Genomic DNA, 13,186 nt, shown 5'->3' with positions numbered 1-13,186 from the left:
TCTCTATTTTAGAAAAGGAGAAGAAATGATGATAAATAACCTCTTCCATGCTTCACAAACTGATAAAAAAACGTCTGTCCGCTGGTTTATCGTCTTCATGCTGTTTCTTGTCACTTCTGTCAATTATGCAGATCGTGCTACCCTTTCTATTGCTGGAGATTCTGTTCAACATGACCTTGGTCTTAGCTCTGTATCAATGGGTTATGTCTTTTCTGCTTTTGGCTGGGCATATGTCATTGGCCAATTGCCTGGCGGTTATTTATTGGATAAATTCGGTTCTAAAATGGTGATTGCCTGCAGTATTTTCTTTTGGTCTTTGTTTACATTGTTTCAAGGTGCCATAGGTTTTTTTACAGCGGGTACTGCGATTATTCTCCTTTTTACCCTGCGATTTTTAGTAGGGCTGGCGGAAGCTCCTTCCTTTCCAGGCAATAGCCGTGTAGTGGCTGCATGGTTTCCTAGTTCTGAACGTGGAACAGCTTCTGCTTTCTTTAATTCAGCTCAGTATTTTGCGCTTGTCATTTTCTCTCCAATTATGGGCTGGCTTACACATTCTTTAGGATGGCATTCTGTTTTTGTTGTTATGGGAATCCTCGGTATTTTGCTGTCTTTTCTTTGGATAAAAACCGTCTATAATCCAAAACAACACCCGAAAATTAACGCAGCAGAGCTCGATTACATATCAAAAGGCGGGGCTTTGACCTCAATGGACGATGAAAAGAGCCAGCAAAACAAAGAATCCAAATGGCCATACGTGAAACAATTACTTTCAAATCGGATGTTAATTGGGGTTTATATTGCTCAATATTGCATTACCACCCTCACTTATTTTTTCTTGACGTGGTTTCCTGTGTATCTTGTTCAAGCAAAAGGAATGTCCATTCTCGAAGCAGGTTTTGTTGCTTCCCTGCCAGCTCTCTGCGGTTTTTTAGGCGGAATCCTTGGCGGCTTGTTATCCGATTTTTTATTAAAAAGCGGGAAATCGCTTACTTTCGCACGAAAGACACCCATTATTATCGGCATGCTTCTTTCATGCAGTATGATCATCTGCAACTATACAGAATCTTCATGGATTGTTGTTGCGATTATGTCGCTTGCTTTCTTTGGAAAAGGATTCGGTGCACTTGGCTGGGCCGTTGTATCAGATACCTCCCCAAAGGAATGTGCCGGGTTAAGCGGCGGTTTATTTAATACCTTTGGCAACATTGCATCCATTACAACACCCATTATCATTGGATATATTGTCAATGCGACAGGCTCTTTCAGTGGTGCGCTCGTCTTTGTCGGCAGTAATGCCGTTATTGCAATCTTAAGTTATTTATTCCTTGTGGGTCCCATTAAACGTGTGAAGTTAAAAGAACCCCCTTCAACACCTCCGGCCCAAGTCCCATCCAGCTCTATTTGAAAGCGCTTTATATAAAGGAGGATATATATGAATCAATACTTAAAAGAAGTCAAAAAGGAACGAGCAAACAATCTCCCTTACATTACTGACATGAAGGTGATTCCTGTTGCCGGCTATGACAGTATGCTTTTGAATCTAAGCGGAGCGCATGGACCTTTTTTCACAAGAAATGTTGTCATACTAACAGACAGCAGCGGCCGTCAAGGAGTCGGAGAAGTTCCCGGCGGTGAAAACATTCGACAAACACTTGAAAAAGCCGCCAGACTTGTCCTCCAAAAACCAATTGGGCAATATCATGCCATCCTGCAATCGGTGCAGCAAACATATCAAGACCTCGATAGAAGCGGGAGAGGCAATCAAACCTTTGACTTACGGACAACAATACATGCTGTTACAGCGTTAGAAGCGGCTCTCTTGGATTTATTAGGTCAATTTTTAGAAGAACCGGTTGCCTCTTTATTAGGAACAGGTCAACAAAGACAGGTCGTTGACATGCTTGGGTATTTATTTTACATAGGGGATCAAATGAAAACCCCTCTCCCCTATTTGAAAGAAGATCATTCATCTTGCAGCTGGTTCCGGCTAAGGCGTCAAAAAGCACTAACACCGATCGACATTGTCCGTTTGGCTGAAGCGGCTTATGAACGCTATGGATTTCAGGATTTCAAGTTAAAAGGCGGTGTCTTTTCCGGGGAAGCAGAGATGGAAGCTGTAGAATCTCTTTCAAAACGTTTTCCAAATGCGCGCATCACACTTGATCCTAATGGAGCGTGGTCTCTTGATGAAGCCATTCAGCTTTGCAAAGGAAAACAACATGTGCTTGCATATGCAGAGGATCCATGTGGAGCAGAAGACGGATTCTCATCAAGAGAAATTATGGCCGAATTCAAACGAGCTACCGGCATTCAAGTGGCTACAAATATGATCGCAACTGATTTCCGTCAATTGTCACACGCCATCCAATTACATGCAGTTGATATTCCACTGGCGGACCCGCACTTTTGGACAATGGAAGATTCAGTTAGAGTCGCTCAAACGTGTCATGATAACGGCTTGACTTGGGGATCGCACTCAAACAACCATTTTGATATTTCTCTGGCCATGTTTACACACGTTGCCGCTGCTGCACCAGGTCATATAACAGCGATTGATACCCACTGGATATGGCAAGATGGCCAGCATTTAACCAAGAACCCACTTTCAATCAAAGAAGGTCGTGTCAAAGTGCCACAAGAACCCGGGCTGGGTATTCAAATTGATCTAGAAAAGATAGAGGAAGCCAACCGTTTATATAAACAAATGAAGCTTGGTGCAAGAAATGATGCCATTCAGATGCAATATCTCATGAATGGCTGGACATTCGACCCGAAAAAACCGTGTTTGATTCGGTAGTTTGACTGTAAATGATTGTATTCCCCTTCATTTTGTCTTACAATTGAACAACTGAAGGGAGAGAATGACTCGTGAATGAAAGTATGGATGAACTTAAATTTGAAACAGTGAATCGAAAAACATTAGCAAAACAAGTCATAGAACGTATCGTTCATTTATTGTCTAGCGGACAATTAAAAGCTGGTGACAAACTGCCAACAGAAATGGAACTCATGGATATTTTATCGGTAAGCCGCCCTGTGTTGCGCGAAGCTTTAAGTTCTCTTGAAACATTAGGCGTTATCACTAGAAAAACACGAGGCGGTACATATTTTAATGATAAAATTAGCAATCAGCCATTTTCAGTTATGCTCGCACTGGCTCAAGATAATTTACCAGCCATTCTAGAAGCTCGTATGGTACTAGAACTAGGCCTTGTCACCGTTGCTGCTGAGAAAATTAGTGATGAAGAATTAAAAAAATTAGAAAGAACCATTGAAATGATTGAGGAAAGTACAGATAACAACTATGGTGAAGCCGATAAAGAATTCCACCGGATTATTGCCTTAAGTGCAAACAATCCAGTTGTTGAAGGCATGATTCAGGCGCTTTTAGTATCACACGCCAAGATTGACAGCCAAATTCCTTATCGAGAAAAAAACGTGACCGTTAATTATCATCAGAAAATTTATGAAGCGCTTCAGCTTAGAGACCCATATCAAGCACACTTCCATATGCATGAACATTTGAAGTTTGTACGTGATAAGATTTTAAAAGGATTAAATCAAACGCCATGATACGGAAGCGGATATGCTTCCTCTCCTCTTAAAAAAGACAGCGCTTTCAAAGGAGTGATCTCTTGAATCAAAAAGCAAAGGAAGCACCCCTATATATTCAGGTAAGTTCAAAGGATAATGTAGCAATCATCGTAAATGATGGCGGACTACCAGCTGGCACCAGCTTTTCAAGTGGATTGACGTTAACTGAACGCATCCCTCAAGGGCATAAAGTTGCACTTAAGACAATTGAACAGCATGCACCAATTGTGCGATATGGTGAAATCATTGGATACGCTAACGAAACCATCATACAGGGAAGCTGGGTGAAAGAAGAGCTCGTTCAAATGCCAGCTCCTCCTCCTTTAGACAAATTATCATGCCTAACATACAGCGGTCCTCCGCTTAAAAAGCTTGATGGTTATGAATTTCAGGGATACCGAAATCCAGATCATTCTGTTGGTACTAAAAATATTCTCGGGATTACAACAAGCGTGCAATGTGTCGTTGGGGTTCTTGACTATGCGGTCAAAAAAATCAAGGAAGATCTGCTGCCGAAATATCCAAATGTGGATGACGTAATTCCCCTCCACCACCAATACGGCTGCGGTGTGGCCATTCATGCACCAGATGCGGTCATTCCCATCAGAACCATCCAAAACTTAGCCACACATCCGAACTTTGGCGGAGAAGTGCTCGTCATTGGATTAGGCTGTGAAAAACTCATACCATCACGCATTGTGTCAGAAGAGCGGCAAGACGATATTTTAACATTACAGGAGGAATCAGGCTTTTCTTCAATGATTACCTCCATTCTGAAGGCTGCAGAGCACAAACTAAAGAAACTCAATAGGCGGACACGCGTCCCATGTCCTGTATCGGATTTAGTGGTAGGCTTACAATGCGGTGGAAGCGATGCATTCTCAGGTGTAACAGCAAACCCCGCCGTTGGATATGCAGCAGACCTCCTTGTCAAAGCAGGAGCAACGGTTCTTTTTTCAGAAGTGACAGAAGTGCGTGATGCCATTCACCTATTAACTCCAAGAACTTTGAATGAAGAAACGAGGCAGGCACTTATACGGGAAATGAAATGGTACGACGACTATTTAAGCAGAGGTCAAGCAGATAGAAGTGCAAATCCTTCCCCAGGAAATAAAAAAGGCGGTTTATCCAATGTCGTAGAAAAGGCGCTTGGTTCTATCGCCAAATCTGGCACAAGTCCAATATCTAGTGTGATTGGGCCTGGTGAGAAAGCGGCCACCAAAGGGCTGATATTTGCTGCGACGCCGGCAAGCGATTTTGTTTGCGGAACACTGCAGCTCGCCTCTGGTATGAATGTACAAATTTTCACAACAGGCCGAGGAACTCCATACAGCCTAGCAGCAGCACCTGTAATAAAAGTTTCTACGAAAACCAGCTTACAGACACAATGGCCGGATCTTATTGATTTTGATGCCGGCCGTATTGCAACCGGAGAAGCAACAATCGAGGAAGTCGGTACAGACCTGTTTCATTATATACTAGATATCGCCAGCGGCCGGAAAGAAACATGGGCCGATCATTGGGGGATTCATAACGATTTGTGTCTATTTAATCCAGCCCCAGTCACATAAAAGAGATGTCCGTTTGAGGACATCTTTTTTTATGATCATTAAGCGAGATATTTCCTATGAACCCCTTTTCCATCATAAGAAAACATCACTTCTTTTCCTTCAAGAACGGACTCGATATGCACACTTCTTCCCCACAGCTGATATAAATACGGAAGGACTTTTTCTAAGTATTTCAGATCAAGTTCAATGCCTTCATACCAATGCTTGATATAAAGTTCGTTATTTTTTAAATAGTCACCATCGATCACGGTCAAATACGGAAAGCCGCCATTCACTCTCATACTGACTAACTGATCACGAACCGCCTTCCATTCTTTATCAATGACTTTATAATCTCTCCCCTGCTTTTGAAACAAGTACAAGTCTTCTCTCATCACAAGGTCTTTCGTTAAGTAGTTTCGAATAAAAGAAATATCCGATTCAATTTCCCTGACTTCAAACATTTTACTGCGGCCAGATCCTTCTTTGACCCCTGCTTTTTTTAATTCTTCACATGGGTTGTTATAGCGTTCTTCAATATCTTCAAAAATTTTCAGCCCTAAATAGTAAGGATTGATGCCTGTTTTAGATGGCTGCACCACACCTGCATTTAATTTCGCAAACTCTATCGATTCACTTGAATCCAAATCAAGCTCCCGCATAATCCGCTGGTGCCAATACGATGCCCAGCCTTCATTCATAATCTTTGTTTCCAGCTGCGGCCAAAAATAGAGCATTTCTTCTCTCAGCATGGTAAGAACATCCCGCTGCCATGGCTCCAGCTCCCGGGAATGCGCTTCAATAAAGAGTAAAAGATCCTTTTCAGGCTTTGGCGGAAATTGCTTAACGGTTTTCTTTTTCTCACGCATTTTCGGCTCATCCATTCCCCACAAATCATCATAAGGCGTTTGACGTTTTGGTTTATCATCTTCACTTTCTTTATCGTCCATATTCCAGCTTAATTTTGATCGAACAAGAGACGGATCAATATGCTCCTGGATAGCCAATACGGCATCTAAAAAGGCTTCGACTTCTTTTGTTCCGTGGATATGCTCATATTCTTTGATCCGCTCTGCCGCTGCTGACATGCTTTCGACCATATCTCGTTTTGTGTTTTGGAAACGGCAATTATTTTTGAAGAAATCACAGTGTGCCAATACATGAGCCACAATTAATTTATTTTGAACGAGCGTATTGTTATCTAGTAGAAAGGCGTAGCAAGGATTTGAATTGATCACCAGTTCATAAATTTTGCTTAATCCTAAATCATAATGAAGCTTCATTTTATGAAATTGCTTCCCAAAGCTCCAGTGGCTGAATCGTGTTGGCATTCCATATGCACCGAACGTATAAATAATTTCCGCGGGACAGATTTCATACCTCATCGGATAAAAATCTAGACCAAATCCTTCTGCAATTTCTGTAATTTCATCAATCGCTCTTTGTAAAAGACGTTTTTCAGATACGCTCAAGGAAACCATCCCTCCTCATCGGACTTATCCCTACTATATGAGCGTATGTAAAAAAACATGATGTTCCGCCAACCGTTTAGACGACTTCCATTTCTTTTGTGGATTGCCCGCCAAATGCTTCGAAATGAATATTGCGCGATGGAATTCCAAGCTCTTTTAAAATATGAATGATCTCCTGTGTAAACACCGGGGAACCGCATAGATAAAATTGGCCTTTCCCTTCTCCGATCACCGATTGAAGAAATGGACGGTCAATGCGGGAAGCCGCTTTCTCAACAAGTTCACCCTTTCCAGACTGCGCAAATTGTTCGTTACATAGGATGATGCGTCCATAGGAAGCTGAAGCTAGAACGCGTTCAAACTCATTTTCAAAAGCGTTTACATCCTCTAATCGATCTGCATGAATCATCGTGAATGTCTGGCTGTTTTGTGCGGCAGTTTTCACTAAACCCATCATTGGTGTAACACCAGACCCAGCACTGATGAAATAAACAGGCTCTTTTATGTCATCTTGCAAACAGAACATTCCCTGCGGCATACTCACTTGAAGAACGTCCCCTTCTTCCATTTCATCATGCAAAAATGTAGACACATGACCATCACGCTTCACTGTAATGCGGTAATAAGATGGATGATGCTCGTCTGATAAACTGTATTGTCTGCTGCACATATAGGCTTCTCCTGGCATATCTGCCTGAACCGTAATGTATTGGCCTGCTTGATACAATGGCAGCTCTGATTCATCTTCTGGTACTAAATAAAAAGAGATAAGCGATGGAGATTCTTGCTTCTTTTTCTTAATCACAAACGGCTTCACATCTGCCCATCCGCCTGTCTGTTTCACATTTTCATCCATCATTTCTGCTTCTATGGTCATGAAAATATTCGCAATGATGTCATATGCAGCTTTCCAAGCTAATAAAGTGGCATCCTCTTCTCTTAAGCCAAACACATCTTTCATCGCTTCAATCAGGTGATATCCGACAATTGGGTATTGTTCTTTTTTGACCATGACACTGACATGCTTATGGGCAATTTGTTTGACCGCAGGAAGTAATTCTTCTAATCGATCAATGTGCAGTGCAGCTTGATATAGTGTCGCAGCAAGTGCCTCTGGCTGACTTCCGTTCATCAGATTTGTTTTATTAAATTGATTGAGCAGCTCCGGGTGCTGGCGAATCATATTTTGATAAAAAACAGTGACAAGTTTGGTTCCCTCGGCTTTTAGTAGAGGAGCTGATTGCTTTATTGCATTCATTTGATCTTTAGATAACATCGTCATTCCTTCTTTCAAAAGAAGTATTTTAAATACATCTTTATCGTAATGGATGACAGTCTCTAAAAGCAATATTTATAATACATGTTTTAAATGTTGTCACATTTTACACTTTCTCGAACAGTTTTTGTCTAAAATGTGTTACGATGATACAAAACTCTATTAGGTTTAGAGGTCGTCAAAATGAAACTTACGAATTACACAGATTTCTCATTAAGGGTACTCATTTATTTAGCTTCGAGAGAAAATAATGAACTGTCAAATATTCAGCAGATCGCCGATGTTTATGGCATTTCTAAAAATCATCTGACAAAGGTGATTTATCATCTTGGAAAACGCGGGTATGTGGAAACGATTCGCGGAAGAAATGGCGGGATCAGGCTTGGAAAAAGCCCAGAAAGCATTAATATTGGAGAGGTTGTCCGTTATACAGAGGATGATTTAGTCATGGTTGAATGCTTTGATCCAAAGAAAAACAGCTGCATCATCTCCCCAATTTGTTCATTAAAGCATGTACTTCATGAAGCACTCACTGCTTATTTAACCGTTCTAGACCGATACACACTAAACGATTTAACACAAAACAAAGATGCTCTTAGAGAGCTCCTGCTTTAAGGCGAAAGAATTTATTCTTTCGTCTTTTTCTTTACCTTCTTGTAATAATAATTTATTTAAAATTATTATAAATAAATATTGACTATCATGTTTGATTCAATATAATTAGGGTATATAGATTGCTAGAAAACACTTTTTTGTTTACAGGAGGAGAAAAGAATGACAAATTCAAATCATAAAAATTTGACAACGAACCAAGGCGTGCCTGTTGGCGATAACCAAAACTCAAGAACAGCTGGTCACCGCGGACCTACCTTTCTTGATGATTACCATTTGATTGAAAAACTCGCACACTTTGATCGTGAACGTATTCCAGAGCGCGTCGTTCATGCAAGAGGTGCCGGCGCTTACGGTGTGTTTGAAGTAGAAAACAGCATGGAGAAACATACAAAAGCAGCCTTCTTAAGTGAAGAAGGAAAACAAACAGACGTTTTTGTTCGCTTCTCCACCGTTATTCATCCAAAAGGTTCACCTGAAACATTGCGTGACCCGCGCGGCTTTGCTGTCAAATTTTATACAGAAGAAGGCAACTATGATCTCGTTGGTAACAACTTGCCGATCTTCTTTATTCGTGATGCATTGAAATTCCCTGATATGGTTCACTCTCTCAAGCCAGATCCTGTAACCAATATTCAAGATCCTGACCGTTATTGGGATTTTATGACCTTAACGCCTGAATCCACTCATATGCTCACATGGCTTTTCTCTGATGAAGGAATCCCTGCAAGCTATGCTGAAATGCGCGGTTCTGGTGTGCATACATTTAGATGGGTGAATAAATACGGCGAAGCAAAATATGTAAAATATCACTGGAGACCTTCTGAAGGTATTCGCAACTTATCTATGGAAGAAGCAGCGGAAATTCAAGCAAACGATTTCCAGCATGCGACAAGAGATTTATATGACCGCATTGAAAAAGGTAACTTCCCAGCATGGGACTTATATGTTCAGCTTATGCCGCTTAGCGATTATGATGAACTTGATTATGATCCATGTGACCCAACAAAAACGTGGAGCGAGGAAGATTACCCGCTTCAAAAAGTAGGACGCATGACACTCAACCGCAATCCTGAAAACTTCTTTGCTGAAACAGAACAGTCTGCTTTCACGCCAAGTGCATTTGTTCCAGGAATTGAGGCATCTGAAGATAAACTGCTTCAAGGTCGTCTGTTCTCATATCCTGATACGCAGCGCCACCGACTCGGTGCGAACTACATGCGCATTCCGGTTAACTGCCCTTATGCACCTGTACACAATAACCAGCAGGATGGCTTTATGACAACGACTCGTCCAAGCGGTCATATTAACTATGAACCAAACCGTTATGCCGATCAGCCAAAAGAAAACCCTCACTACAAAGAAAGTGAGCCAGTTCTTCACGGTGACCGTATGGTGAGACAAAAAATTGAAAAACCGAACGATTTCAAACAAGCTGGAGAAAAATATCGAAGCTACTCTGAAGAAGAGAAACAAGCATTGATTAAAAACCTCACAGCTGATTTGAAAGATGTGAATGACCAAACAAAATTACTTGCAATCTGCAACTTCTATCGTGCCGATGAAGATTACGGCCAGCGATTAGCAGATTCACTTGGTGTGGATATTCGTGCTTATCTTCAAGGAAGCATGAAGTAATTCCATTTCGAAAAAAAATTGTTGGACAAAGGGCTAAAATGATCTTTATTTTAGCCCTTTGTCTTTTTTGACTGAACGCCTCGAGCACCCTTTACAAAAAAGGGGCTTTTTTATAATCGAAACACGTTAATACTAATCAAATGACCAGTCACCGGATGAAAATAAATTTCTGCATGTGCGGCAAAGCGAGTTGATCCTTCCTTTACAGTGACACGAAACACATCTTTTGTCTGCTCATCATTCACTTCAGTCCGGCCAATGTAATGATAATCATTTAAAGCGGCACCTTTATATTCATCTTTAAACGCTGTGTATGCAAGTCTTTCCCAATTTTCAAACGGCAGCACCGCTGCTTTTGATGCAGGATGAATCATCAAACTGCCAAGCAAAACGATTCCTGCTGCAATAAGCATCCACCATTTCGGCTGCATGATATCATTGAACTCACTTTCATATATGTTTTGTTTAGGTTTAGCAAGCCTGTCCTTTTTCATACATGAAGCAATTATTCAGCCTATAATTCCCGGTACACGATTGATGCGGACACCAACTTTTCCCCTGAAAAAGTCGATATGATCCGAGCAAACTAATGAAGACTTCTCAAGGGAAAGGAGAAGGTTTAATGAATGTGGCGGATTATGATAAAGCACTTTATTATACGCATCGCTCGCAATGGGATAATTTACTTATTCTTATGGTACGTACGCAAGATGATTTGCTCTCGAAACGTATTGAGCATTTCTTACATGCGTATCAATTTAACCGGAACGATGCAGATGTTGAAAAATGTTTATATGGGCTCCTGCAGTACATTGATCATGCTTCAGAGGCTGCTGCTTCTGAAGTTTATTCACAACCGATGTACACATAAAGAAAAAGGGCTAAAATGAATTTTTTTAGCCCTTCCCTTTTATATACAATTAGCAGTGCGCTGAATGGGAAGCGTTAGAGATAATGTATGGATCGCAAGCTTATTCAAGTTCTCTTTTAATTTGTCATCATGACGAAAATCACTTACTAATTCATATGCCTCACTAGTTCCCCTCCTATTTTACATTCACCTGTGATTGACCGGTTCATCCCCTCCTTTAAAATAAAAAAAGACTTGATGAGCATACACTCATCAAGTCTTTTATGGTTTTTCTATTAGAAATTAGACTGTTCATGCTTCTCTTTTTTATTCAATTCATTGAATTGAATGTGCGCTTAAACGTTTTAGCATGACGTCTAGATCTCCTTCTGTCATAGCAGCTCTTTCGGCTGATTTTTTTGATAATCCACTGCATACAGAGCCGCTTGGGTTCGATCTGCCAGCTCTAATTTTGATAATACATGAGATACGTGCGTTTTGACAGTTTTTTCAGAAATAAACAGCGATGAGGCAATTTCTTTGTTGCTTTTGCCTTTTGCAATCTCAAATAAGACATCTCGCTCTCTATTGGTGAGCTCTTTCATCAATGCCCATTTCTGCTCTTTTGGCTCTGTCAGATGCTGCACGAGAAAGGTCGTGATATGACCATCTAACTGGTAGGTGCCATTTTGAACTTCAATCATGGTCGAAAGCAGCTTTTCTGGTGCTACATCCTTTAATTGATAGGCTTTCGCCCCTGCTTGAATGGCGGGAATGACATAATCTTTATCCGCATAGCTTGTCAGGATCACAATGCGGGAGTCCGGCATTTCCAGCGTCATTTGTTTCGTTGCCTCAATGCCATTCATTACAGGCATAGACAAATCCATTAAGACAATGTCAGGCCGGGTTTCTCTGACAACCTCTAATGCCTCTTGCCCATTGGACGCCTCACCAACGATGTCCACATCAGACTGTGTCTGCAAGAAAAACACAAGCCCTTTTCTCACAATATGATGATCATCTGCAATGACAACTCTCATGACGATCCCTTCCTTTCTTGTGAAAATGGCACTTTTACATGAATCGTAGTTCCTTTACCTAACTCTGAATGGATACAAAATGTACCACCTGCTCTTCGGATGCGGTCAGACATCCCTTTCAGCCCAAGTGAAGGAAGGCTCATCTGCTCGTCATATTGAAAACCTTTTCCGTGGTCAATGATTTTCATCTCCAACGTGTCTTTTGATTGCTCAAGCTTGACCTCGACTTCTTCTACTTCCGCATGTTTTTGACAGTTATTGAGCGCTTCTTGACATACCCGAAACAAAGTTTCATTGTGAGAATGGTCCATTTCTATACAGCCTGATAAAGATAAAGTGCAGCGTAATCCTAAAAGCTGTGCATACTCTTCAATTGCTGTCGTAAACCCTTTTTCAAGGCCTCTGGGTCTCAGCTGCCAAATGAGTGACCGCATTTCAATCAGAGCATCTTGTGACAAATGCTGAATAAAATCAATCATTTCCCCTAAATGTTGATCGCTTGTCATTTGCCGTGCAGCCTTAGCAGTCAGACTCACAGAGAACAGCATTTGGTTGACAGAATCATGCAAGTCCTGTGCGAGCCGGTTTCTTTCTTCCAGAAGTGCGTGCTGCTGTTCATTTTGCACAAGCTTCATCCGCTGAATGGCGGTGCCAATTTGAAGTGCAATGCTTTCAAGCAAATTCAGCTCTTCTTGCGTAAATGTGACTTTTCCTTTTGCCGCCACATTTAATAAGCCGAACGTACGCTTACACGCTTTTAGCGGTACGGTTGCATGATGAGTAATTCCTTCTGTATCCCCGAGCTTTTCTTCAATTGCCGTTTCAATCCGTTTGCAGTTAATAATATTGGTGGCTGATTGCAGCGAGCCTTTTGTGTATCGGTTGATGCAATAACAATCATTTTGACACATGAGCTGCTTTTGATGCTTTGCAAGTGCTTCAGGTAAGGAAACCTCTGCCATCAGTTCATATGACCCGTCTTTTTCTATAAAATAAATCCATGCTGAATGAAAACCTGTGACATCCATCAGCATATGGAGCACTTCATGGAGCGTTTCTTTCATTTCCATGCCTTCATTTAGCTTTTCAGCAATTTCTTTTAACGTTTTTAATGTTTCAACCTTCTCTTGGTATTCTCCCATACTGTTTAC

Annotated in this window: 12 protein-coding genes; 7 read left to right on the top strand and 5 right to left on the bottom strand. The window is 41.2% G+C overall.

Annotation, left to right across the window (positions count from 1 at the left end; translation table 11 throughout):
• Positions 1-28 precede the first annotated feature (28 nt).
• The 4 genes from MHH65_RS04650 (at position 29) to garD (ending at position 5,165) form a co-directional block, all read left to right on the top strand.
• Positions 29-1,405, top strand: a complete 1,377-nt coding sequence (locus MHH65_RS04650) for an MFS transporter (RefSeq protein ID WP_046310382.1) — start codon at positions 29-31, stop codon at positions 1,403-1,405.
• 27 nt (positions 1,406-1,432) lie between these two features.
• Positions 1,433-2,797, top strand: coding sequence for an enolase C-terminal domain-like protein (locus MHH65_RS04645; protein ID WP_268413116.1), 1,365 nt, complete (start codon positions 1,433-1,435; stop codon positions 2,795-2,797).
• 71 nt (positions 2,798-2,868) lie between these two features.
• Positions 2,869-3,573, top strand: a complete 705-nt coding sequence (locus tag MHH65_RS04640) for a FadR/GntR family transcriptional regulator (protein WP_034282256.1) — start codon at positions 2,869-2,871, stop codon at positions 3,571-3,573.
• A 62-nt stretch (positions 3,574-3,635) separates the two neighbouring features.
• Positions 3,636-5,165, top strand: a complete 1,530-nt coding sequence (gene garD, locus MHH65_RS04635) for a galactarate dehydratase (protein ID WP_065214176.1) — start codon at positions 3,636-3,638, stop codon at positions 5,163-5,165.
• A 38-nt stretch (positions 5,166-5,203) separates the two neighbouring features.
• Here garD and MHH65_RS04630 read toward each other — a convergent pair whose 3' ends face one another.
• Both MHH65_RS04630 and MHH65_RS04625 read right to left on the bottom strand, forming a co-directional pair.
• Complete coding sequence (locus MHH65_RS04630) at positions 5,204-6,616, bottom strand: SpoVR family protein (protein WP_024426593.1); 1,413 nt, start codon at positions 6,614-6,616, stop codon at positions 5,204-5,206.
• 76 nt (positions 6,617-6,692) lie between these two features.
• Entirely contained in the window at positions 6,693-7,892 is a 1,200-nt protein-coding gene (locus MHH65_RS04625; RefSeq protein WP_024426594.1) for a globin domain-containing protein, read from the bottom strand.
• A 183-nt stretch (positions 7,893-8,075) separates the two neighbouring features.
• Between MHH65_RS04625 and MHH65_RS04620 the strand changes: the two genes are divergently transcribed.
• Together MHH65_RS04620 and MHH65_RS04615 are read left to right on the top strand one after the other, a co-directional pair.
• Positions 8,076-8,507, top strand: coding sequence for an Rrf2 family transcriptional regulator (locus MHH65_RS04620; protein WP_024426595.1), 432 nt, complete (start codon positions 8,076-8,078; stop codon positions 8,505-8,507).
• A 159-nt stretch (positions 8,508-8,666) separates the two neighbouring features.
• Complete coding sequence (locus MHH65_RS04615; protein WP_024426596.1) at positions 8,667-10,142, top strand: catalase; 1,476 nt, start codon at positions 8,667-8,669, stop codon at positions 10,140-10,142.
• A gap of 110 nt (positions 10,143-10,252) precedes the next feature.
• Here the strand turns inward: MHH65_RS04615 and MHH65_RS04610 are convergent, their stop codons facing one another.
• A complete protein-coding gene (locus MHH65_RS04610) occupies positions 10,253-10,516 on the bottom strand; it encodes a YqzG/YhdC family protein (protein ID WP_227001728.1) in 264 nt (87 codons plus the stop codon).
• Between the two features lie 248 nt (positions 10,517-10,764).
• Between MHH65_RS04610 and MHH65_RS04605 the strand changes: the two genes are divergently transcribed.
• Positions 10,765-11,013, top strand: a complete 249-nt coding sequence (locus tag MHH65_RS04605; protein ID WP_024426598.1) for a YhdB family protein — start codon at positions 10,765-10,767, stop codon at positions 11,011-11,013.
• Positions 11,014-11,384: 371 nt separating this feature from the next.
• Here the strand turns inward: MHH65_RS04605 and MHH65_RS04600 are convergent, their stop codons facing one another.
• Positions 11,385-12,035 carry a response regulator transcription factor gene (locus MHH65_RS04600; protein WP_024425298.1) on the bottom strand — a complete coding sequence of 217 codons (651 nt, stop codon included), beginning with the start codon at positions 12,033-12,035 and terminating at the stop codon, positions 11,385-11,387.
• Positions 12,032-13,177, bottom strand: a complete 1,146-nt coding sequence (locus tag MHH65_RS04595; RefSeq protein ID WP_081124153.1) for a GAF domain-containing sensor histidine kinase — start codon at positions 13,175-13,177, stop codon at positions 12,032-12,034. The genes MHH65_RS04600 and MHH65_RS04595 overlap by 4 nt, the downstream gene beginning before the upstream one ends.
• Positions 13,178-13,186 lie beyond the last annotated feature (9 nt).

Source organism: Bacillus sp. FSL L8-0654 (assembly GCF_038629965.1).
Classification (GTDB): Bacteria; Bacillota; Bacilli; order Bacillales; family Bacillaceae; genus Bacillus; species Bacillus safensis.
The sequence above is the reverse complement of the archived record's forward strand: the minus strand, read 5'-3'. Positions and strand labels throughout refer to the sequence as shown.

What these genes read in the sequence shown, in the direction of transcription:
- MHH65_RS04650 (WP_046310382.1), top strand. Translation starts at nt 29, where the DNA reads ATGATAAATAACCTCTTCCATGCTTCACAAACTGATAAAAAAACGTCT.
- MHH65_RS04645 (WP_268413116.1), top strand. Translation starts at nt 1,433, where the DNA reads ATGAATCAATACTTAAAAGAAGTCAAAAAGGAACGAGCAAACAATCTC.
- MHH65_RS04625 (WP_024426594.1), bottom strand. Translation starts at nt 7,892, where the DNA reads ATGTTATCTAAAGATCAAATGAATGCAATAAAGCAATCAGCTCCTCTA.
- MHH65_RS04620 (WP_024426595.1), top strand. Translation starts at nt 8,076, where the DNA reads ATGAAACTTACGAATTACACAGATTTCTCATTAAGGGTACTCATTTAT.
- MHH65_RS04615 (WP_024426596.1), top strand. Translation starts at nt 8,667, where the DNA reads ATGACAAATTCAAATCATAAAAATTTGACAACGAACCAAGGCGTGCCT.
- MHH65_RS04610 (WP_227001728.1), bottom strand. Translation starts at nt 10,516, where the DNA reads ATGATTCATCCTGCATCAAAAGCAGCGGTGCTGCCGTTTGAAAATTGG.
- MHH65_RS04605 (WP_024426598.1), top strand. Translation starts at nt 10,765, where the DNA reads ATGAATGTGGCGGATTATGATAAAGCACTTTATTATACGCATCGCTCG.
- MHH65_RS04600 (WP_024425298.1), bottom strand. Translation starts at nt 12,035, where the DNA reads ATGAGAGTTGTCATTGCAGATGATCATCATATTGTGAGAAAAGGGCTT.
- MHH65_RS04595 (WP_081124153.1), bottom strand. Translation starts at nt 13,177, where the DNA reads ATGGGAGAATACCAAGAGAAGGTTGAAACATTAAAAACGTTAAAAGAA.